Below are 21,693 nucleotides of genomic sequence, written 5' to 3' on the forward strand. Positions count from 1 at the left end.
CGCGACTCTCGCCTCTTGATTAATTTGACTTCCAAGAAATTTTCTTGGGCCGTCACTAAGCACATCTCCGATTCCTTCAATCTTCCCGAAAGTCTCGCGGGCTTTCGTGTTTCCCTTCGTTCTCGGCTTTCGTTTCTTCGTTTCGGCCTCGTCTCTCAGGAACGGCGCCAATTATAGAATTTTACGATGACTTTGCAAGGGGTAAAAGTGAAAAAATTTCACTTTTTTTCACTTTTTTCGGAAAAAACGGGATGTGCGCCGCGGCACGACAGATTATTCACATTCTGTAAACAGAAATCTTCGGGGCGCCACGGCCAGGGGATGGCGGACGGGGCCCGCCATGACGTTTTGCGTCAAAGCACCTAATGTTTTTTTTCAAAAAACATGACATGTCGCGCATTTTTTAAAGGGAGGTGCCCGCTCGGTGGCGGGCATGACAAGACCGTGACGGAGTAAAAAAGGCGACCCCGGAATAAATCCGGGGTGACAAAAGCAAGAAACGACTGGATGGGGGCAAGCCCCAACCTCTTAGGCTCGGTCATGTCCATACAAGTATGGCCGCGATGCTCGCCTTTTGAGGTTGTCTTCACTTCGTTCAGTGTGACGGGGTAAAAAAAACGCCCGAGAGCGGAGCTTCCGGGACGTTTTCGATTGCAATTGTTGAATTTTGTTCGCGATTTGCGACTTTTACAACAAATTATCTTTTTAAAATTACGGTTGACAACCAGCACCCTTGCCATTCGGGTCATTCGGGTTTTCACCATCTTTCCAGCAGTAAACCGTGTCAAGCACGTCGCCTTTCTTGTAATCAGACCAATCGTCATGCCAACGCCAGCGATTTTCCTTGGTCGTATTGAACTTGGTCATATAGTGGTCAATGAGGTACTGCGGGCATTCCACCTCTTCCCAGTTGAATGTCGGGTTGTCGGCAGCCATAAACCATTCCGCATACCAGCGGCAACCGCGCAACAGGTTCGGCCAGTCCTTGAAGACCTCGTCGCACTTATTGAGGACGCATTGCTGATAAGCTTCCACGGTGTTATCCCAACCAAGAGAGATCTGACATTCTGACAAGAATCCACCGCCATTGGCACCAAGACCGCTAGCAGGCACACCAATTTGAGTAGAGAGAGCATTGAAGGCACCCACGCCACCACCTGGCACCATCAAGTCAAACTGGCCATCTTCCACATCGTAACCGATATTGGAAACCATCACCACAATATGCTTACCCTTAAGTGCCTTGTGGGTCGCCTTGACATCATTAGCATGGTTGCCGCCATTATATTGCAAATGGTAGCACTTGCCACAGCCGTACTTGTGAAGACCACCAGAACCCGCCACGTAGCCGTAAGAAAGATTCTCGTTCACCTGGATAGGTGCCATGTCCGTACAAGTATAAGTACCACCGGCATTCGAGTTGACGCAAGCGCTATTCGTGCCTTCGTAACCCATCCAGTATTGCTGTACTGCATGTCCAAGCGTAAATGCAGGAACTTCTACGTCGTGAATATTGCAGTTGCGCGCCACGGTGCGACCGGCCTGATAAGTCTCCTCGCTCGAGGTATCAACACTGCTAAGCCAAGAACAGTGCGGCTTGCAAGCATCCCAATAACGGCTGCTCCAACCGGTCTTGCCATTGCTCAGAATGTCCTTGGTATAAGACTCAGGAGGCGGACCGTAAGATTCAAGAGTCGGGAAACCATTCTCGTCGAGATTCGGAGCGTTGCTGCTAGAGCTCTCCGTTGCAGAAGAAGTTGGATTTGCACTAGATGTCGGATTAGCAGAAGAACTCGACAAAGAAGGAATCACGCTGGAGCTAGAGCCCGGCGGAACAATAACGGAAGAGCTAGAACCTGGATTAGAGACACTAGATTCCGGCACCACAGAAGAACTAGAACCTAAATTGTTATTCGCGCCATTGCTAGAACTGCTTTGGTTATCCCAAACTAAACTCGACGACGAAGCCGGCGTAGGAGCAAACGGCGTAGCGGCATCATCACCACAACCAACAAACATGGCCACAGCACCTGCGACACATAAAGAACTCAATAAAGCTTTTTTCATAATTTTCCTTTTTACACACCTCTTCTAAAACTAGATTTTCTTGTAAGAAAAGGCACAAAAAAAAGTTTTTTAAAAGCAGATATGTGAGAAGAAACAAAAAAGGCCGCGCTTTACACGCAAGCCTTTTGGTTATTAGCTATTAGCCAATAGTCATCAGCCTTAGTTAGGCGCCAAAGGCGCGATTATTTAAACCAATAACCAATGACCAACTACTAATGACTAGTCGCGGAACTTCACCTGCTTGGAGCCAGCGACGACTTCACCGATCTGTGTCCACTTTTCACCCTTAGCTTCGAGGTGAGCAACGACTTCAGCCTTGTCAGCCGGGTCGATGAAGATGAGCATGCCCATGCCCATGTTGAACGTGGAGTACATTTCGTCCTTTTCAACAGAGCCAGCCTGCTGGATGAGCTTGAAGATCATCGGAGGATCCCACGTGGTGCGGTCGATAATCACATCAACGTTGTCCGGAAGGATACGCGGAATGTTGCCCTGGTAGCCAGAACCGGTGATGTGAGCGAGACCCTGAATCTTCTTCTTGTTGCAAAGATCGATGAGGCTCGGATAGTAGCTGCGGTGCGGAGTTGCAAGAGCTTCGCCGATGGACTTGTCCATACCGTCCACGACAGTGTCGACCTTGTAGCCGGCCACGTCAAAGAGGACCTTACGAGCAAGAGAATAGCCGTTTGTATGGAGACCCGTAGACGGGAGACCGAGGATAATCGTACCCGGCTTGATTTTCTTACCGTCGATGATGTTTTCGCGTTCCACGACACCCACGATAGTACCGGAGATATCGTAGTCACCCGGACCATAGAAGCCCGGCATTTCAGCAGTTTCACCACCGATGAGCACGAGATCGTTTTCGCGGCAAGCCTTTGCCATACCGGCAACCAACTTGTCCATGACACCCGGTTCAAGACGGCCCGTTGCCACGTAGTCGAGGAAGAACAAAGGACGTGCACCCTGCACCAAGATGTCATCGCAGCAGTGGTTCACGATGTCCTGACCCGGCAGTTCATGCGTACCCATTTCGATATCGACCTTGAGCTTGGTGCCGACACCGTCGACGGAACTCACGAGGACAGGGTCCTTCATGCCGAGGTGGTTCAGAGTGAACAGGCCACCGAAGTTGCCCACGTCGCCGAGAACGCCCTGGTTGAATGTGGTACGTACGGACTTCTTGACACCGACCATTGCCTCATCGGCACGTGCCAAGGAAACTCCTGCGTCTGCGTAATTCATCTTTTTTCCTTTGCCCTACGAGCGGGCAGCGATTTGGCCCTATTTACGGGCACTTTGTTTTTCATCAATATTTCTGAGTGCATCAAGGATGAGGCTTGTCGTATCCGTCATCTGGTTGATGTTGACCACATCCGGCATCACGTGCGTATCCAGCTTGAACAGCGTCTCGTCGCCCCACGAAAGCATCTTTTCGAGAGCATCCGGACCAGCAAGTTTTCCGCACTTAGCGCAGCAAATTCGACCTTCCTGGAAAGCGATAAAACCCGACTCTCCAGCACATTCGAAAATAACCGTTCCTGTAATGTGGCTCTTTTCCATTGTCTGAGCAAAATCAATAAACGGAAGCACCTTTGCCGAAGCCAAAAGCGACAAACGTTCAAACTCGTCAAACGCCTGGTTCTTTGCGCGGAGGCGATCCGCCATCACCTTGTAAAGGTAAACCACGACGTTCGGATTCTTGTCGAGGAACTTCACGAATTCCGCCTTCGGAATGTGAAGAACCGTGCAACCATCTTCAGCGGCAATAACCGTATTGCCAGTAGGCTCATTACACAGGATAGACATTTCGCCAAAACAGGAGCCGCTTTCCAAAGTCGCAAGCGCGCTATAATGGCCATCTGGTAAAATCTGACCACAAATAGTAGCGCGTCCGCTCTGCAAAACGCAGAAGGAATCGCCTTCAACTCCGCCCTGGAGAATAATCTCGCCAGTATCATATTCGCGGATCTGCGAATTCAAAAGAAGATAATCCGCATAATCCCTCGGGACCTGTTGCAAAAACGGTACACCAAGATCATACTGAGCGGCGATCCAATCTCCAATACCTGTGTGTGACATCATACGCTAAAAATTATAGATATTTCTGTACCATTTGTAACTGGTATCTACCGAATTTACACCCGGAACGGAGCCTTTTATGCATTTTGTAAGATTCCAAAGGAGTTCCGCCGGTCGAGTGATGGCCCCTTCGTAAAAATCGTTACCACCCCCAGGCCCCTTGCGCCCGTCATTCTGGAAAATTTTCTTCTCCCTGAATGCCTTGATATTCTTTACGCGAGGTTCCAGCGAGAGGATTTCATCGACAGTACCAAATGCAGACGGATTCACCCACATGTCCACGCTATCGGCAAGCGCATAGACCTGTTCGAACGAGAAAGTAAGTTCGCGGGACGTATCGGATGCCCACAGGTAACAGCCACCCGCATCGCGAACAAGATTCGCGGTAAAGCTATTGCCGCCAGAAGCATGCCAGACACCGCCATAGGACATACCGGCAAGAACGCGAGGACAATGGGAATTCAAAGCTATTTCATCATTGCGGGCCGCAGGAGCAGCAATCAAGGCCTTTAGCGTTTCGTATTTATTCTTCTCTTGTTCAAAAATCGAATCGGCTTGTGCGCGAATCCCGAAAAGGATTCCGTACAACTTAATCCATTCCAGTTTTGCAAGCGGTGTATTTTCTTGCCACTCCGAAGTGAGCATCAATGGCAAACTTGTTCTTGCAATTTGTTCGTAATTATCATAATCACCGCCTGTCGTAAAGTCAAGAACCAAGTCCGGACTTAACGCCATGAGCTTTTCCAAGGCGCTAGCATCATAACCGATACTTGCAACAGCGTTCTGCTTTGCCCGTTCATACAAAATACTATCTACAATGTACTGGCCATCCGAGACGCCGATAATGTTGTCGCGAAGCCCGAGCCTGAGCATGTATCCGACCTGCGCAGTCGAAAGAGTAACCACCCGCTTGAGCGGAACGCGCAACACAAATGCAGACTGCCATTCTTCCGGGAAACCACGGCGGCGCAAATCCGTCCCTAAACTTGCGGTCGCAGAATCCATCATCACGTACTTATGGACTATAGTATCCTTACCGAGCACAGAACGCACAACAGCGACATCCGCTCCGCACAACCGGCCAATCGAGAAATAATCACTCCCAATCTGCTCAAAATGTACCGCCTCGTTGCATGTGACCACCTTCGTATCTTGCTTATCGCTATTGCACCCTGTTACAAGGAAAATCCCCGTCAAGGCGCCCAAAAAACACAAAATTGGCAAAACTAAATGCGAAAATGGGCCTATTTTACCGTTTTTCATCATTCTATCGTAAATTTTCATGCACAAAACCGGAAGATAATGTATTTTATTGTTTGACTTAATATCTCTTTTGAAGATACCTATTAGGAGAGAGCCTTTATGAAGACAAAAATAGCCTCTTTATGCTTGGCTGTGGTATTTAGCATTCTTGCATTTGCCACTAATTCATCTGCTGCCGAAGAAGGATTTTACGACAAAGACCACATCCGTGGCTTCGTTTCCTTCGGTGGTGATTTCCGCGGCATGTTCCCCGCATTCAACGACTACATAAATACAGTCGCCCTTGCTAACGCAGCACTCAAAAACAAGAACGGCAGCGACACTTCCCTATACTACGGTTCTGCAAAGTACAGCAAGTTCAACAAGTTCTACCCGAACTTGCACTTCAATATCGGTGCACAGTACAAGCAGTTCATGACCTGGTTCAACATCAACTTTGCAATCACGCAGGTTTCTGAACGTCCGAGAAAATCCATGACCGCCATTGACACAAGCGGAAATATGGCAGCATTCCCCCTCTACGACGCACGCTGGTTCAACTACGGCGTCGACTGGATGTTCGGGTGGAAGACGCTCGGCGAAGATGCATTCTTCAACTTGATTCCGGCAGTAGGTATCGGATTCAACATGATGAACATCCACTTCACGTCCAACTACGTCGTCACGGACAAGTCCTCCAATGAAGAGACTATCATGCGCGACCGTTACTACAGCACCATGGCCGCCACGTTCAATGCCGAACTTGAAGCTCGACTCCAGTTCGAACAGTTCTCGATCGGTCTCTATGGCGGTTACCGCGCAGTTCGATACAACGAACTCAACGTCGAAGGCGCAAACCTCGATACGACAATATTCAATACCGACAACGATGGCGATACCTGGTTTGTAGGTCTTCGCTTCACTTGGACGTTCCTAAGCCCCTGGGCCAAGAAACAATTGGACAAGATTTAACAACAACTTAATTCTCAGCCGAGCCTCGCTAACGCGGGGCTTTTTTCATAACTAGCCTTTTCGAACCCGCTGTGTGAATCATCGATTGAATCCACTAATTTTTTTAGGTAAGTACGCCATGGACTTGAATGTGAAGGGCGTGCACTGTACGGCAGCATGAACAAATTCCTAGCAACTCCATGCCTGGGCGGATACTTTTCGGCAACGTCCTCCATAGCGACATAATAACCACTTAGTTCACGCAAGCACGAATCCGTTTTCCAACAAACGGTCGTGTTATCCTTTTCGTACATGAAGTTCCAACCTAGGAGAAGCATCGGGACACCTTCCCGCTTGAGCCGCTCCGGCAATGTCGAATACTGCCCCTGCGTGCTGAGCAATACAAGAACATCAATCTTGTGGTAATATGCATAAAGGTACGCATCCTCGACCAGTTGCATGTTCGGTCCCATTTTATTGGCATGATCAGACGTGTTATAATGGACCTCGAAACCTGCAAGCGTAAGCTGCTTTTCAAAGCGATCCATCCCGTCGCCAGTGGACAATTCCGCGACATCAGTACTCCGGACATACGGATGATAGTAATGCGCCTCCACCTCGACCGGACAAGCCTCCCTGCCCAAAAGCCTTACGGCATAATCCCTCACCCACCCCTTTAACGCCCTGAAGTCAAGGCGGGCATGGTAACGATGATACTTGAGATAATACTCGTTCACTTTTTTTAGCGTGTAACCATCCAAGAAAAAACCGACACGCAATACAGATAATTTGCTCGACATAAAGCCTCCTGATATGTTAATGAGCTTCTACTTATTAACACGCTTTTTTACCGGGCTTGTACTAAAATCTATGCGATAATTTTTGTTAACATTCAAAAAAGTCCCCACTCTAGCTGTGAGGACTGCAATTCCCTAACCATTGTCTACTTGCTACTTAAATCAACTTGCGGTCGTTGAGATCGTCAAGAAGCGAGCCCGGCATCCATTTCTTTTGCTTTTGGTAGTCCGGGTCATTAAGTTTTTTGCGCTGTTCATTAGCCTTGGCTTCGTCACCCGCGTCATGATAAATGCGGATGAGATTCAAGATAGAACACCAATAGCGAATTGTCTTTCCGGTACGTTCGAGATAGTCGGCGGCACTCTTTTCGTAAATGGCTGCAGCCTCATCGTAACGGTTCAACCTGTAAAGCATATCGGCCTTGATTTGGAGCATCACCGGATGATTCGGTGCTTTTTTAAGTCCGCGTTCGGCAAGGGACAGACCCGTCTTGAAATCCTTGCGGTCGTAGTGCATCCATATAAGCGGTGTCAGGAACAACGGCCAAAACCGGGCCGAGCGCAATGAACCGGAATCAAGAATCTTGAGGTACGATTCCCGGTTATCCGACTTGAACGGGAGCCAGCCAAAGCTGTTGTCGACGTAATAGGCATAGATAGAGTAAAACGCCTTCGACTCAAAATCCTTGGCTTCTTCAAATTGATTCGCCGCCGAGCGGGTCTGCATAGCACCCTTAACAGAATGTCCCGTTTCCGTGAGCACATAGCCAATCTCGAAATTGCGGAGCGCATCCCACAAGCCTTCGGTCTTGCAGGTCTCAAGATTCTTGGCAGCAACCTTGAGCGACGTGGTATCGCCCTTGTCGTCGTACATGCTTACGCGGATGATGTTCTGGAACACGCAGCCAACGCCATCGTTTTCTAGGCGGAGCTTGCGGGCCAAGTTGAATGCCTCGACATAGTTAAGTTCCATCGTCTTTTGCGTAATCTTTTCGGCAAGTTCATTTTGGGCCGGAGAAAGCGCAAAAGTATTTTCGTCGGCAAACGAAATGCCGGCGACCATTAAAAGCGGAACGATGAATCTCTTTAGCATTATGGACAATTTAGAAACTTTCGACCTGCATCACCACATTCCACTTTGGAATATGGCTAGGGCTTGTTTCTGAATGTAAAAAAATGTATAAATACAATAGATACTAATAAGAAATAAACATTTTATCAACAATTTTAGACATTTTTGAATTCTAAGTTGTTGATGCAAGGGAAGTTAGAACGAGTTGGAATGAGAGATTTATAAAAAAACGGAGGTTTCCATGAAGATGCTCCAAAAAACGCAGACCACGGCTCTTTACTACCTGTTCCATACGGGGTTCCAAACCTTCAAGGAACGGATTAAAGATGAACTGACCTCCACAAGCGGCGTAAACCTCGAAGATGTCATGGATGACTCGAACCTTTACGCCTACTACCAGCAAGGTGAATCGGCAGATTTTGTGGCAGCATGCATTGCAGCATGCTGCTGACAGGGATAGGGCATAATTCTCCTCCTAGCAAAAGACCCTGTGGTTTTAACCACAGGGCTCTTTTTTTTAAACGAGAAATTATGGATCCTTCGGGCTTTACCCTCAGGATGACAAGTCAATTATTTCTTTTTCTTGGACTTTGCACCCTTTTCAGCCGCATCCTGCTTTTCGCAAGTGGTGACGACTTCGAACTTGCCCTTGTTCACGGTCACGATTCGCGTATTGGCATTTGCACCACGACGGAACTTGATGTCACCGTAAATACCCTTGAAGTCCTTCGTTGCATTGATATAATGCGTCATGTCGTCTTGCTTGCCCGTAATAGCATTCAAGGCCGTGAAGATGATATTTGCAGCATCGTAGCTAAGGCCACTTACTTTATCTTCACCCGGTTCAACACCCCAACGAGCTGTAAAGTCCTTTACAAAGTTCGTATAGGCGACATTTCCTTTGTTCATATCGATATCCGGAACGCTGAAGAAAGAACCTTCAACAAGGCGCTTGCCCTGAATCAAAAGTTCACGGCCATACCAGCCAGACGTTCCAAGATATGTACCAGAAACCTTGTTGAATGCAGCCTGACTTACCATAGCGCCTGCATCAGCCGGGTTTGTAGCCGGAATAAAGAGGCCCGGGAAATCACTAGTAGAATCAGCGAGGTAAATCTTGCGATCTCTCGGATTCACGGTATTGAGGTCGCTCAAGCCCTTGGCAATATTGCGACGGCGGTTTTCCTGAGTAAAGCGAACATCACGGAGAAGATTGAATTCCGTCTTGTAGTCCGGACGACCTTCTTCGTAATTACGGAAACCAACAACTGCACCGCCACGGCGTTCAACAGCCTTGGTAAAGCTTTCAGACATAGCAGTACCGAATTCGCCAAGCGGGCTCATCACGCCAAACTCGCGGATATCAAGGCACTTGATAGCAAAGTCTGCAATGGTCTGAGCGAGGATATCCATAGTGATATTCACCTGGAAAATATTCGGACCAAGCTTTGCGATGCCTGCATCGGTTGCAGTCGGGGTAAGCATCGGCACATGCTGGAAGTTTGCACCAAGCCATGCAGCCACAGCCGTTGCCGGAGCACTCATGATAGGACCGACAATAGCGATAATGCTATCCTGATTGACAGCACGCTGCGTGCGCATGAGAGCGATAGCAGCATCGGCATGCGTATCCTGGAAAATGATATTCACTTTGCCCTTGAGTCCAGCCTGTTCGTAAGCAAGGAGAGAACCCTGAACGGCGGCGGCACCGAATTCTGCGTAATCACCAGAAAGCGGAGCAAGAACGAGAACAGTCGGAAGGCCTGCACCGAGACCTTCAAGAGCGCTGATACCCTTCTTGGCGGTCTTCTGCAAGTTTTCGGAAGAGGTAGTCTTGAGGACTTTCTTGTACCAATATCTTGCAGCGCGGTAGCGCTTGGCATTCTGACATTCGCGGCCAATCTGGAGTTGCATCCATCCCATCACTTCGCGGTCGACGGGATATTTTTCGAGCAAGGACTGGAGCTGGTCGGCCGTAAGGAGCGAAGCAGCCAATGTCTGGATAACTACATCCTTTGCATGGGAACGGGCAGCCGGATTGGTCGAGTAAGAAAGCACGCGGAGCATAGCTTCGACGCCATCGAACACGGAGCCCTTTTCGACATCGACAACAGCACGGGCAAGTTCCATACGTTCGCGGTAAGCGGACTTCACATGGTATTCCAAGAAGCGAGATGCCACATCGTGAGCGGCGTCTTTCTTGCCAGTGCGGAGGTAACATTCCGCCAGCATGACAGAAGCCTTTTCGCCTTCGAGCTTACGGAACGAAGAACCATAAATTTTTTGCAGCGGAGCAATCGCATCCGAGCAGCGGCCACTCTTGACCACCTGCTTTACCTTTTCGACATCGTCCTGTGCAAAAACCGAAGTCGAAAGAATTGCAGCTAGAAATAGAGGAAACAAGCGATTCATATTTAACCTCGCCGTCTTACTGGAAGCTATCGGCGGCCTCCTGTATTACAAAATGTTCTTTCTTGATTTGCTTTTGAAGAGATTCAGGGAGCTTAGACCAGTCGATTACATCTACGCGGAACGGGAGTCCGCTTTCGACAAACGCCTTCTCCACCGAAGTCATATCATCGAGGGCAATAGGAGAATCCGAAATGACTGCCAATTCCAAATCCGTATCCGGGGTCAAATCCACACCCGTGACACGCGTGCCGTACGCCCAAACTTCAAAGCCCTCAAAATGGAGCCCAAGTATTCTCTGTACGGTTTCTAACTGATCCGATTCTAAACAAAGAGTCATAGTTGTTTCAAATATAGTTAATGTATTTTGACACTGAATGACATTAAAGTCTGTCAGGCACAAAACGGAGGAACCAAATTTCGGTATCGCTACCGACACGGACAGGCGGTCCCCATGAATCAACACCGCTAGAGACTAGCCATTTGACCTGATCCAGCTCGCCAAGACCGTATGCAAGGCGCCAGACCCAATTAATAATTACTGTTCCCGGGAAGAATTGCCCATTGTGAGTGTGGCCGGACATGGCAAAGTCGGGGCGACGACCGGGGTGGTCTTCTTCGATGCCACGCGGCTGGTGATCCAAGAGCAACCAGGGGAGCTTTGTAGCCTCCATCGGAGGGCGCAAATCAAAAAGCGGCTTGCGTTCGACATCGCGCATTTTGGCAACGCTGTAGTCTACACGACCAGTAATGCAGGCAAACGACGTACAGACCGTAGAATCTTCAAGCACGACAAAGCCGTTATTCTGCATCCATTTTTTGTAGTCGCCACCTTCGCGTTCAATGAACCCTTCATGATTTCCGTCGATAGCAATTGCAGCCACCTTGGCAGTTGCCGCCAACTTTTGCACTAAAAAGTCATATTCCCAAGCAGATAGCGTCGAATCCAGAACATCTGCAAAATCACCGCCAAAAAGAACCAAGTCCGGGTGAAGACTGTCGGACACGTGCACAATGCGTTCCATCTTTTCGCGGTTGGATAACGGGTCGATGTGGAGGTCACTAAAGAAGACCGCCGTAAATTCACGTTCTGTCGGAATAGCCACCTTGAAGCTACGAACATGGAAATTATCATTTGCGCTCACACCCACAATGCGGAATATGACTGCAAGGAGCACAGAGACAAAAAGCAAAAGTCTCGATACTGAAATGACAAGGCGTGGGTTAATCGGCTTCTTTACGATGGCACGGCGGATGCCGCGGACAACCCACCAGAGGATATAAAGCATCAAGGCTTCACAAAGCCATACCGCAAAAAACGACATGCCAAGCGAAGCAAAATAACTTGTCCTAAACAGAAAACATACAGGGAGGAGGATTACCGAAATACCGGCAATAATGCTCCCCTTGATTCCTGGCGCTACATTCCTGACATTCATGAACAGGAAAAACACGCCGAAAATGAGAATAAAAAAGAATATCATTTCAGTTTCGCCTGGATGAGTGAAAGGACATCACGATGGACATCATCGGGAGTACGGTCGGCATCGACAACACTCACGACATCGCTGTAATCGCGGCCGGCGGCCAAGTAGCCTTCACGGACGCGTTCAAAGAATTCCGCCTTTTCGCTTTCAAGACGGTCAGGTGCTCCGCCACGAGTCGCCATGCGCTTGCGGCTTGCCTCGACAGTCAAGTCGAGCACCACGGTAAGTTCCGGGAAGCAACCGCCGCACGTGAGTTCTGTGAGGCGCTGTACTTTGTCTGCACCAATCCCACGGGCGTAGCCCTGATAAGCAAATGTGCTCCACGCAAAACGATCGGCGATAACGATGTTACCTGCATCAAGCGCGGGCTGGATGATTTCGTGAATCACCTGGGCGCGTGCAGCATTGTACAACAAGAGTTCGGTATCGTCAGCCATGATGCCCTTGAATGCAGGATCCAAGAGCAGCTCACGAATGCGCTCAGAAATTTTCGCGCCACCAGGTTCACGCAAACGCACAACCTTGTAACCTTCGGATTCAAGTGCAGAAACCAGCAAGTCAATTTGCGTTGACTTGCCGGAACCATCAATGCCTTCGAGGCTGAAAAATTTCTTCGCTGTTTGCATGTGATTTTAGGAATTAGGTTTTAGGTATTAGGTATTAGGTTCAGATAATCGCGGCTACGCCGCCTTACACAGATGCACGAAGTGCATGATACTTTTCCTAATACCTGTCCCCTATAACCTACAACCTCTCCTATTCCACGTCCTTGCCGTGGCACTTCTTGTACTTGAGGCCAGAACCGCACCAGCAGAGGTCATTGCGACCGAGCTTTGCACCAGCCTGCTGTTGGGCGCGCTTCACCGCGGCAGCGAGAGCCGGGTTCACACGGTTCGGGCGAGTGCCCGGAAGCGCGCTCTGCGGCATCGGCTGAGCCTGCTGATCTTCAGAAAGAGCATTCGTCTCGGAAGATGCAGCCTGACCGGCGAGGCCTGCGGCCTTGGCGCCATCGGCACTCAACTGTTCAGAAGCTTCTTGAGATTGCTTCGCTTCGCTCGCAATGACGTCGGAGGCGCCATTTTCACCTGCGTTAGCAGCAGCTTCTTCAGCGGCCTTGCGTTCGGCATCAATCTGTTCCTGGCTCTTGAGCTGGAGCTGGTCCGGAGAGACCGTCACACCGTTCGGGAGCGTGATGCGGATGTTCAAAATGCGGAGAGCAGTAAGCGTTGCAATCTTTTCGAGGCAGCTTTCGAACATTTTGAAGCCGTCGTTCTTGTACACCATCAGCGGATCCTTCTGGGCGTATCCGTGGAAGCGGATAGCATCCTTCAACTGGTCCATAGCATACAAGTGTTCCTTCCAAACTTGGTCAATCGTCATGAGGAGGAAGCGGCGTTCGATATTGCGGAAGTCAGCATCCGGAATAATCTTCGTGAGCTTGTCGTAACGCACCTTGCAAAGGTCGATGATTTCATCGAGCACCTGTTCCGGTGTCTTCGTCACTGCATCTTCAAGCGTCAAATTATATTCCATGCCGAGCGTGCGCTGCAAGTCAGCATGCAAGTCTTCGAGTTTCCACTGTTCCGGATAGCTCTTGGCCGGAATGTATGCGGAAACCTTGATATCGCAAGCATCTTCGATGCGGTTCATGATTTCGTCACGGATGTCTTCGCCGTTCAGGATGCGACGGCGGAGCCCATAAATCACCTTGCGCTGTTCGTTCATCACGTTATCGTAGTCGAGCAAGTGCTTACGGATATCGAAGCTCTGGCTTTCGACGCGGCGCTGTGCACCACGGATAGAACGGGAAACGATCGGGTGGGTAATCACTTCGTCTTCGCCCACGCCAAAACGGTTCATGAGGTTCTTGACGTTGTCGCCACCGAAGATACGCATCAAGTTATCGTCGAGGGAGAGGAAGTACTGGCTAGAACCCGGGTCACCCTGACGGCCAGAACGACCGCGCAACTGGTTGTCGATACGGCGAGATTCATGACGTTCAGTACCGAGCACATGCAAACCGCCGAGTTCAGTCACTCCCGGTCCGAGAGCAATGTCAGTACCACGACCAGCCATGTTCGTTGCAATCGTCACCTTGTCCTTATGACCTGCGTACTGGATGATTTCAGCTTCGCGGCCATGGTTCTTGGCATTCAAGACTTCGTGCGGGATGCCTTCCTTTTCGAGCATGCCGTGGAGGATTTCAGACTTTTCGATGGAAGCCGTACCCACGAGGAGCGGCTGGCCCTTCGCATGGCGTTCCTTGATTTCAGCAACAATGGCGCGCCACTTGGCATCTTCGGACTTATAAACGAGGTCCTGCAAGTCCTTACGGATGCACGGCTTGTTCGTCGGAATGACCCACGTGTTCATGTTGTAAATCTTGATAAATTCCGTTGCTTCGGTTTCTGCCGTACCGGTCATACCCGAGAGCTTCTTGTACATACGGAAGTAGTTCTGGAACGTAATCGTTGCAAGCGTCTGGTTTTCACGACGGATAGGCACGTTTTCCTTCGCTTCGATTGCCTGGTGGATACCATTGGAATAGCGGCGGCCTTCCATCAAACGGCCCGTGTTTTCGTCGACGATGATGATTTCGCCATCACGGACGATGTAGTCAACATCCTTTTCGAACAGGTACCAGGCGCGGAGAGCGTTATCGAGGAAGTGAACCCAATCGGCATGTTCGCCATAGAGGTTCGTAATGTGCATCAAGTCCTGGATGTGGAGCACGCCCTTTTCGGTAAACTGGATGTTCTTGTCCTTTTCATCGACAGAGAAGTCCTTGTTGCGGACGAGCTGCTTCGAAATTTCGTTTGCCTTTGCGTACTTTTCGGTAGCGTCTTCGGCCGGACCACTGATGATAAGCGGCGTACGGGCTTCGTCAATCAAGATAGAGTCGACTTCGTCAACGATACAGAAGTTGAGTTCGCGCTGCACGAGCTGGTTCGGTTCAACAGCCATGTTGTCGCGGAGGTAGTCGAAACCGAATTCGTTGTTGGTACCATAAGTCACGTCGGAGTTGTAGCTTTCGCGACGCTGTTCCGGATTGAGGCCGTTGATAATAAGACCGACCGTAAGACCGAGGAACTTATAGACCAAGCCCATCTGCTTTGCGTCACGGCCAGCGAGGTAATCGTTCACCGTCACCACATGCACGCCATGGCCCGAAAGACCGTTCAAGTAAACCGGGAGAGCTGCAGCAAGCGTCTTACCTTCACCGGTTGCCATTTCTGCAATTGCACCTTCGTGAAGCACCAAGCCACCGATCATCTGCACGTCAAAAGGCAACATGCGGAACGGCTTCACAGATTCCGGATAGAGTTCACGAACCTTAGCATAGAGAGCTGCCGGGAGGTAGACTTCCCATTCGTTCTTACCACTTTCGAGTTCGGCCTTAGCCTTGTTCACAGCTTCCTGAAGTTCCGGGCCGAGGCGGCTAAAATCAAAGCCAAATTCCGGCTTGAAAATATTGAAGATACCCAAGCGGCGGTCGCAAGCTTCACGGCAAACCGCAAATGCTTCAACCTTGATATCGTCGAGCGTTGCGCCGTTATTCAGTTTTTCGCGAAATTCCGCACTCTTTGCAGCGAGTTCAGCGTCGTCCAACGTTGCAAGGGCCTTACAGGCTTCGTGAATCTTTGCAATCACCGGGCGGAGCTGCTTCACCTTACGTTCATGAGGTGTACCAAAAATCTTATGGAGTACTGTATCTACAATGCTCATGGTTATCCTTTATAATTGCCCTCGGATTCCCGCCGGGCATGATTTAAAATTAAACGTGGTTAAAAGTAGCAAAAGATGTGCCACAATTTTTTCGTTTCAACTTGAAATATAGGCTAATCGCCTTAAAAATCATGCGGGCGGGGCCTTAAAACGAAACTTTGAATTTAGTTTACTTAAACAAAACCATCAATATATTATATTAGTGGCATGAAAAAAATGGATTTCGTAAACGGCTTTTTTTTACTTGCAGCAGGATTTTTCCTTGTAGCCCCCCTCAACGCCCAAACAAGTGATGCCGAGCTTGCAAAACATCCCGAATTTACATCGAGCAATTACCTTGCGTACCCGGAACCCGTAAATACCAATTACACTAAAATTCCCGCCGGATACAAGCCATTCTATATCAGCCATTACGGACGCCACGGTAGCCGTTACCACCACAGCGACGAAGAATACACCTACCTTTTCGAGACGCTTTCCAAAGCCGATTCCGCCCAAAAGCTCACCGAACTCGGTAAACAAGCGCTCGCCTACGCCAAGGTACTCGCAAATGACGCCGCCCCGCGCAAAGGAGACCTCACACAAGTGGGAGTCAAGCAGCACGAGGGAATCGCAAGCCGCATGTACAAGAATTTTAGGGAAGTCTTCAAGGACTGGAAAATCGGTGGCAAAAAAGTTACACCGCGCGTGAAAGCGTACGCAAGCACAAGTGGACGCTGCATCGTGAGCATGGCCGCGTTCAACGGAGAACTCCGTTCGCTCAATCCAAAAATAAAGCCCGAACTCATCTCTGGCAAAAGCTACATGAAGTTCATCAGCGCTTTCGATTGGGGCAAACTCGACTATTCGAAGGTCAAGGCCTACACAGATGAAAGCGATAAACTTTGGAAAAACGTAAACCCGCAACCCTTCTTGAAAAAGCTCTTCAATGACAGCAATTATGTTGTAAAAAATATTGAAGCAGACAAATTTTATAACCGTTTCTTCGAGATTGCAACATCGCTCCAAGGCATGGACAAGCAATTACTCGATGACATTGCTGCAAATGCAAAAATTCCTGCCGATTCCATCGTAAACCTCTTCACGACCGAAGAAAAAATCACACGCTGGAAAGCCCAGAACGCTTGGTGGTACAGTCTCGTCGGCACAAGCCCGCTCATCGCAAGTTCCGAAGGACTCAAATCTGCGGCCCCCACACTGCAAAACATTCTTGACGAAGCCGATGAAGCAATTGCCGTAGATACATCGACAAATGCACGCACAGCCCAAACACCAATTGCAGCCACACTCCGCTTTGGTCACGATGCAACACTCCTCCCCCTCGCTGCCTTGATGCAACTCCCCTTCGCAAGCGCAAAAGTTTCGGACCTCACCAAATTGCACGAACAATGGAACGACTTCAAGATTATCCCGATGGCAGCAAACCTACAAATGGTATTCTACAAGTCCTCCGGCAATAATTCCATCCTCGTAAAAGTCCTGTACAATGAAATCGAGCAGACACTCCCCATCGAATGTAAGGACTCCAACAAGGATAAATGCCCCGCTGCCCCGTATTACCGCTGGGACGATGTCCGCGAATTTTACTCCGCTATCCTCTATACTTTAAAAAAATAATTTATCATGAAAAAATCCATTGCACTCCTTTTTTGCATCGCCACAACCTCAATTTTTGCGGCTTCAAATACAGCCAACAAAAATGCTGACGCGGTCGAACGCCTCGTAAACGAAGGCGTCCAGTTCCACGAACAAGGTCAATTCGACGATGCCATCGCCAAGTACAAACAGGCCGAAAAGAAGGATCCCAAAAACGCACTCGTCAAATACGAGATGGCTTTTACGTACCATGCCAAGCGAGATTTAGACAAAGCACTCACCTACGCCAAAGCCGCGACAAAGCTCAAAACAGAATCTATCAACGAAAATCTCTATAGCCTGCTCGGAAGCATCTACGACGAAAAAGGCATGCCCGACTCCGCGCTCGCCGTCTACCGCGAAGGATTCCAAAAAACGCCCAACTCGGCAAACATCCCCTACAACGCAACCATCACCTACATGCGCAAGAACAACGCCGACAGCGCCTACGCCTGGATCAAGCGTAGCATTAACAACACGCGCACGCACGAAGGCTGCTACTATTACGCAGGATTCCTAGCAAGTCAAACCGGCAAGTGGCCCGCATTTTACGCCTATACGATGTATTCCACGTTCATCTCCAAAAAAGCCGAAATCATCCGCGACAACCTTTCGAGACTTTACGGCCGGACAAAATCATTTGTTCTCGTGAAAGACAATAAAGTCGAGATGAACACACCCAAAATCAAGCAGGCCGATAGTGATTCCACCGTCAACAACGAATTTTTGCTCGCCATCCAAACCATGCTTGTGACAGACACACTCGGCAAGCGCAAACTCTACGACAAGGATTCCTCCTCGGCAGAACAAACTGAATTCTTAATCCACATTCTGAGAAAAAACATCAAGCTCATCGCCTTCACCGACGAAATCGATGACCCCATCCAGAGATTTTATCAGGGACTTATCCGCGAAGGATTGGTTGAAGCATTTATCTACACCATCTGCGAGCCCATTGACCGCCCGACATTCGCGCAATGGCTTATCAAGAACCGCTCCGAACAAGCAAGACTTTACCAGTGGTTCAATAAAGAATGGCTGATGCAATAATTTTCAAAGGAACACCATGCGATTTTTTGTACCCACGGATATCTACGTCGAAAAAGACTGCGTCAAAAATCACGCACAAAATATACTCGCGGTAGGGAAGCGCGCGCTCATTGTGACCGGGCGAAATTCCGCTGCCGCAAACGGTTCACTGAACGATGTAACAAACATCTTGAACGCAGATGAAATTCCATACCTGATTTTCAGCGAGGTCGAAGAAAACCCGTCAACAGATACCGTGGGGAAGGCAGCACAAACCGCCCGTGAATTCAAAGCCGACTTTATCATCGGCATTGGGGGAGGATCCGCTATCGATGCCGCCAAAGCAGTGGCACTCCTCCTCGTGAATCCCGATGTTGATGCAGACGAACTTCACAAAGCGCCGAGCCATCCGCTCGACCACGCGCCCGTTGTAGCAGTTCCGACAACATGCGGAACAGGTTCCGAAGCAACACCCGTTTCTATCATCACAAACCACAAAATCAACCTCAAGAAAAGCATCCCGCACATAATTTTCCCTGTGCTCGCACTCGTCGATGGCAAATACCTTGCCTCCGCCAAAAAGCAGTTGATTGTAAACACCGCGGTCGATGCGCTTGCCCACATGGTCGAAAGCATCCTCAACGTGAAATCGAATTTATTCAACCGCATGTGCCCAGAATACGGCCTTAAGCTCTGGGGGGAATGCAAGGACGCACTAAGCGCCGCGCAAAATGCCACAGGAAATGATGCTGAAAATGCCGCGCCGATTGATGCAAGTTTATACGAAAAACTCATGCTGACCTCGACAATTGCAGGCATGTCTATCGCACAGACAAGCACCGCAGTACCGCATGGAATGAGCTACGACCTTACACTCCACGCAGGCGTTCCGCACGGACCCGCAGTAGGCTATTTCCTAGCCGCCTACGTTGAAGTCTGCGCCAAGTTCGTCCCGCAAGACGTCGAAAAAATCCTCTCGCTTTTGGGCATTGAAAATGTCGATAAGTTCGCAGAAATGCTCCGCAAGCTCATCGGCACATGCACCGTCACCCGCGAAATGCGAGACAAGTTCGCCGCCGCGATGAAAACGAACCGCTCCAAACTCGACCTCGTCCCCGGAAAAATCACCCCCGAAGACATCGACTACATCTACGAAAAATCGCTAATGGTGGAGTAGGGGAGACAGGAAAAGGAACCGCGCACAATCAGCATTGTCATTCCCGCCTCTGAGCGGGAATCTCCTTACACATCACGAAATTTTTATATTACTTATCGTAAATCGAAAAAACGGAGTCTCAATGAAAAAAGCTCTCATCATCATCGCTATTGTCCTCGTAATCATCGTAGGAAAAGGCATCAGCACTTACAACAACATCATCGCCCTCGAAGAAGGCGTAAAGGCACAGTGGGCACAAGTCGAAAACACCTACCAGCGCCGCTTTGACCTTATCCCGAATCTCGTCAGCACCGTGCAAGGCGAAGCCAACTTCGAAAAGAGCACCCTCACCGAAGTCATGGAAATGCGCAGCCGCATGGGCGGAACCATCAAGCTCGATGAAAGCCTCATGAATGACGAAGCCGCCCTCAAACGCTTCCAGGAAATGCAAGGCTCCCTCAGTGGCGCCCTCCAGCGCTTAATGGCCGTCTCCGAAAACTATCCCGATCTCAAGAGCAACAAGAGCTTCCAGGAACTCCGCGTACAACTCGAAGGCGCCGAAAACCGCATCGCCGTGGAACGCAAGCGCTACAATGAAACCGTGCAGGCCTACAACACCACCATTCGCCAGTTCCCGACAAACCTCGTCGCAGGTTTCGCAGGCGCCTCCCCGAAAGCCCTCTTCTCCGCTGACGCTGGAGCAAGCGTAGCCCCGAAAGTTCAGTTTGATATAAAGTAAACGCGCGAAAAACGCCCGCAAAAAGCCATTCAGGCCCGCCACGAGCGGGTCTTTTTTTATTTTATCCTATAAATAAATTGATGTGAATCTTATTCTGGGAAGAATAAAAATGCGTATAAAATTTTCATTGTTTGTTCTGTGTAGCGTAATTCTGCTTTCATTTGTAGCCTGTACAACAAATGAGAATGCAGAAGCTAGGTCTCCTGTAGGGCTTGCTCGTAACTATCTCTCAATAAATGCAACCGAAGATCCCATATTGTATGAGGAAAAATATCTACCATTTTACGATTATATAGCAAGAGACTCCGCTGATGGTAAAATTGAAGATTTTACCACTATGTATAATGTTGATTCGCTTGAAAAACTTTGCTTAAGAGATAAGAATTCTTACTGCAGACAAATTTTTCTCACCAACGATTCTATTGCCTTTGTTCCTTTTTACCTGCCTAATTATTCAAAAAAAGATGAAAAAGATTCGTTTGTAACTGTTGTTATTGTCAATAAAAAACAACAGTGCGTACACGGAGAAATGTTAAATTACCGGAAAATGGGTGTAGGTAATGCAAGCTATAGAGCGTGTAGAAGCCCGGAAATGATTAATGATGAAAAAGTTGCTAAGGTCCAAATGTATGTTCTTATAGCAGTGTTATGTCTTGGCGCATGCTATTTGTTGTTTTCTTTAACAAAAAAATTAATAGCCTTTATAAAAAAAGGCGACAGATTCGAGTCGCTAAATCAAAACTTAAGAAGTTTTTTGAAAAGAAAGAAAGATTCATTTGAACAGAATATTCCAAAAAATGAAATAAAAATTAAAACGTTTATTACGGTCTTTTTTGCTTTCTTATTGCTTGGTTATTATCTCTTTTGTGGAAGTGGACATGAAGACAGTATTACAAATAGGTATCCTATTTTTTGTAAATCACCTTATAACAAATCATATTTCGACCATAGTCGTGCATGTAAAATAGATGGAAATGTGCTATATACAGAAATGGATTCGTTGGATGTTCCTTTTTTGCATTTGTTTGTCTTAGACTCCTATGGAATATACGAAACGCACCACCTGAAGTGTGTAAATAAGAATGGAGAAGATGTAACTATATTAACTTATAAGGAAGACTATGTGTGGGGTATGCGTGAACGAAATCCTGTCCGTTTTTGGATAAAAGAAACTGCCGATTCGGTTAAAATATTTTATGATCCGGAGCCTGTAGGTGGATTTATTGTTGAAAATAATCCATTTTCAAAGAACTTCGTGATCGAAAAGCAAAATATGAACGACATAAAATAAAAGGTGAGTT

Annotated in this window: 18 protein-coding genes; 7 read left to right on the top strand and 11 right to left on the bottom strand. The window is 48.6% G+C overall.

Going from position 1 to position 21,693, the window contains the following annotated elements; all coding sequences use genetic code 11:
- Nucleotides 1–711: 711 nt before the first annotated feature.
- From BUA34_RS14495 to BUA34_RS14510, 4 genes are all read right to left on the bottom strand, one after another.
- A complete protein-coding gene (locus BUA34_RS14495) occupies nucleotides 712–2,067 on the bottom strand; it encodes a glycosyl hydrolase family 5 (protein WP_072830817.1) in 1,356 nt (451 codons plus the stop codon).
- Between the two features lie 219 nt (nucleotides 2,068–2,286).
- Entirely contained in the window at nucleotides 2,287–3,312 is a 1,026-nt protein-coding gene (gene purM, locus BUA34_RS14500) for a phosphoribosylformylglycinamidine cyclo-ligase (RefSeq protein WP_072830819.1), read from the bottom strand.
- 39 nt (nucleotides 3,313–3,351) lie between these two features.
- Complete coding sequence (locus tag BUA34_RS14505) at nucleotides 3,352–4,152, bottom strand: cyclic nucleotide-binding domain-containing protein (RefSeq protein ID WP_072830821.1); 801 nt, start codon at nucleotides 4,150–4,152, stop codon at nucleotides 3,352–3,354.
- 3 nt (nucleotides 4,153–4,155) lie between these two features.
- On the bottom strand, nucleotides 4,156–5,346 hold the full coding sequence (locus tag BUA34_RS14510; protein ID WP_254794506.1) for an ABC transporter substrate-binding protein: 1,191 nt from the start codon (nucleotides 5,344–5,346) through the stop codon (nucleotides 4,156–4,158).
- A gap of 165 nt (nucleotides 5,347–5,511) precedes the next feature.
- Between BUA34_RS14510 and BUA34_RS14515 the strand changes: the two genes are divergently transcribed.
- Nucleotides 5,512–6,363 (top strand): hypothetical protein, encoded by an 852-nt coding sequence (locus BUA34_RS14515; protein WP_072830825.1) that lies wholly within the window; start codon nucleotides 5,512–5,514, stop codon nucleotides 6,361–6,363.
- A 14-nt stretch (nucleotides 6,364–6,377) separates the two neighbouring features.
- Here the strand turns inward: BUA34_RS14515 and BUA34_RS14520 are convergent, their stop codons facing one another.
- Together BUA34_RS14520 and BUA34_RS14525 are read right to left on the bottom strand one after the other, a co-directional pair.
- Nucleotides 6,378–7,142 (bottom strand): NYN domain-containing protein, encoded by a 765-nt coding sequence (locus tag BUA34_RS14520; protein WP_072830826.1) that lies wholly within the window; start codon nucleotides 7,140–7,142, stop codon nucleotides 6,378–6,380.
- Between the two features lie 154 nt (nucleotides 7,143–7,296).
- The gene (locus BUA34_RS14525) at nucleotides 7,297–8,232 is read right to left on the bottom strand and encodes a tetratricopeptide repeat protein (RefSeq protein WP_254794507.1); all 936 of its coding nucleotides are present in this window, start codon (nucleotides 8,230–8,232) and stop codon (nucleotides 7,297–7,299) included.
- 220 nt (nucleotides 8,233–8,452) lie between these two features.
- On the opposite strand from BUA34_RS14525, the gene BUA34_RS14530 reads away from it, so the two are divergent.
- Nucleotides 8,453–8,662, top strand: a complete 210-nt coding sequence (locus tag BUA34_RS14530) for a hypothetical protein (protein WP_072830828.1) — start codon at nucleotides 8,453–8,455, stop codon at nucleotides 8,660–8,662.
- Between the two features lie 119 nt (nucleotides 8,663–8,781).
- On the opposite strand, the gene BUA34_RS14535 is transcribed toward BUA34_RS14530, so the two are convergent.
- The 5 genes from BUA34_RS14535 to secA all read right to left on the bottom strand — a co-directional run bounded on the left by BUA34_RS14535 (nucleotide 8,782) and on the right by secA (nucleotide 15,833).
- Nucleotides 8,782–10,623: an ABC transporter substrate-binding protein gene (locus BUA34_RS14535; RefSeq protein ID WP_072830831.1), complete on the bottom strand. Its 1,842-nt coding sequence runs from the start codon at nucleotides 10,621–10,623 to the stop codon at nucleotides 8,782–8,784.
- A 16-nt stretch (nucleotides 10,624–10,639) separates the two neighbouring features.
- Nucleotides 10,640–10,960 carry a nucleotidyltransferase family protein gene (locus BUA34_RS14540; RefSeq protein ID WP_072830833.1) on the bottom strand — a complete coding sequence of 107 codons (321 nt, stop codon included), beginning with the start codon at nucleotides 10,958–10,960 and terminating at the stop codon, nucleotides 10,640–10,642.
- Between the two features lie 43 nt (nucleotides 10,961–11,003).
- Nucleotides 11,004–12,104 (bottom strand): metallophosphoesterase, encoded by a 1,101-nt coding sequence (locus BUA34_RS14545; protein WP_072830835.1) that lies wholly within the window; start codon nucleotides 12,102–12,104, stop codon nucleotides 11,004–11,006.
- Nucleotides 12,101–12,733 (bottom strand): dTMP kinase, encoded by a 633-nt coding sequence (gene tmk / locus BUA34_RS14550; RefSeq protein WP_072830837.1) that lies wholly within the window; start codon nucleotides 12,731–12,733, stop codon nucleotides 12,101–12,103. The genes BUA34_RS14545 and tmk overlap by 4 nt, the downstream gene beginning before the upstream one ends.
- Nucleotides 12,734–12,863: 130 nt before the next feature.
- Entirely contained in the window at nucleotides 12,864–15,833 is a 2,970-nt protein-coding gene (secA, locus tag BUA34_RS14555; protein ID WP_072830839.1) for a preprotein translocase subunit SecA, read from the bottom strand.
- Nucleotides 15,834–16,040: 207 nt separating this feature from the next.
- On the opposite strand from secA, the gene BUA34_RS14560 reads away from it, so the two are divergent.
- From BUA34_RS14560 to BUA34_RS15640, 5 genes are all read left to right on the top strand, one after another.
- Nucleotides 16,041–17,450, top strand: coding sequence for a histidine phosphatase family protein (locus tag BUA34_RS14560; protein WP_072830841.1), 1,410 nt, complete (start codon nucleotides 16,041–16,043; stop codon nucleotides 17,448–17,450).
- Between the two features lie 6 nt (nucleotides 17,451–17,456).
- A complete protein-coding gene (locus BUA34_RS14565; RefSeq protein ID WP_072830843.1) occupies nucleotides 17,457–18,518 on the top strand; it encodes a tetratricopeptide repeat protein in 1,062 nt (353 codons plus the stop codon).
- 16 nt (nucleotides 18,519–18,534) lie between these two features.
- A complete protein-coding gene (locus tag BUA34_RS14570) occupies nucleotides 18,535–19,674 on the top strand; it encodes an iron-containing alcohol dehydrogenase family protein (RefSeq protein WP_072830845.1) in 1,140 nt (379 codons plus the stop codon).
- A gap of 121 nt (nucleotides 19,675–19,795) precedes the next feature.
- Entirely contained in the window at nucleotides 19,796–20,392 is a 597-nt protein-coding gene (locus BUA34_RS14575) for a LemA family protein (RefSeq protein WP_072830847.1), read from the top strand.
- A 109-nt stretch (nucleotides 20,393–20,501) separates the two neighbouring features.
- Nucleotides 20,502–21,683, top strand: a complete 1,182-nt coding sequence (locus BUA34_RS15640) for a hypothetical protein (protein ID WP_083579809.1) — start codon at nucleotides 20,502–20,504, stop codon at nucleotides 21,681–21,683.
- Nucleotides 21,684–21,693: the final 10 nt, after the last annotated feature.

This window comes from Fibrobacter sp. UWB12, assembly GCF_900142485.1.
Classification (GTDB): Bacteria; Fibrobacterota; Fibrobacteria; order Fibrobacterales; family Fibrobacteraceae; genus Fibrobacter.

Bases quoted from the DNA above. Each gene is read 5' to 3' on its own strand.
- BUA34_RS14495 (WP_072830817.1), bottom strand. From the start codon at position 2,067: ATGAAAAAAGCTTTATTGAGTTCTTTATGTGTCGCAGGTGCTGTGGCC.
- BUA34_RS14515 (WP_072830825.1), top strand. From the start codon at position 5,512: ATGAAGACAAAAATAGCCTCTTTATGCTTGGCTGTGGTATTTAGCATT.
- BUA34_RS14565 (WP_072830843.1), top strand. From the start codon at position 17,457: ATGAAAAAATCCATTGCACTCCTTTTTTGCATCGCCACAACCTCAATT.
- BUA34_RS14545 (WP_072830835.1), bottom strand. From the start codon at position 12,104: ATGATATTCTTTTTTATTCTCATTTTCGGCGTGTTTTTCCTGTTCATG.
- purM (WP_072830819.1), bottom strand. From the start codon at position 3,312: ATGAATTACGCAGACGCAGGAGTTTCCTTGGCACGTGCCGATGAGGCA.
- BUA34_RS14525 (WP_254794507.1), bottom strand. From the start codon at position 8,232: ATGCTAAAGAGATTCATCGTTCCGCTTTTAATGGTCGCCGGCATTTCG.
- BUA34_RS14570 (WP_072830845.1), top strand. From the start codon at position 18,535: ATGCGATTTTTTGTACCCACGGATATCTACGTCGAAAAAGACTGCGTC.
- BUA34_RS14575 (WP_072830847.1), top strand. From the start codon at position 19,796: ATGAAAAAAGCTCTCATCATCATCGCTATTGTCCTCGTAATCATCGTA.
- BUA34_RS14520 (WP_072830826.1), bottom strand. From the start codon at position 7,142: ATGTCGAGCAAATTATCTGTATTGCGTGTCGGTTTTTTCTTGGATGGT.
- BUA34_RS14530 (WP_072830828.1), top strand. From the start codon at position 8,453: ATGAAGATGCTCCAAAAAACGCAGACCACGGCTCTTTACTACCTGTTC.
- BUA34_RS15640 (WP_083579809.1), top strand. From the start codon at position 20,502: ATGCGTATAAAATTTTCATTGTTTGTTCTGTGTAGCGTAATTCTGCTT.
- secA (WP_072830839.1), bottom strand. From the start codon at position 15,833: ATGAGCATTGTAGATACAGTACTCCATAAGATTTTTGGTACACCTCAT.
- BUA34_RS14505 (WP_072830821.1), bottom strand. From the start codon at position 4,152: ATGATGTCACACACAGGTATTGGAGATTGGATCGCCGCTCAGTATGAT.
- tmk (WP_072830837.1), bottom strand. From the start codon at position 12,733: ATGCAAACAGCGAAGAAATTTTTCAGCCTCGAAGGCATTGATGGTTCC.
- BUA34_RS14535 (WP_072830831.1), bottom strand. From the start codon at position 10,623: ATGAATCGCTTGTTTCCTCTATTTCTAGCTGCAATTCTTTCGACTTCG.
- BUA34_RS14540 (WP_072830833.1), bottom strand. From the start codon at position 10,960: ATGACTCTTTGTTTAGAATCGGATCAGTTAGAAACCGTACAGAGAATA.
- BUA34_RS14560 (WP_072830841.1), top strand. From the start codon at position 16,041: ATGAAAAAAATGGATTTCGTAAACGGCTTTTTTTTACTTGCAGCAGGA.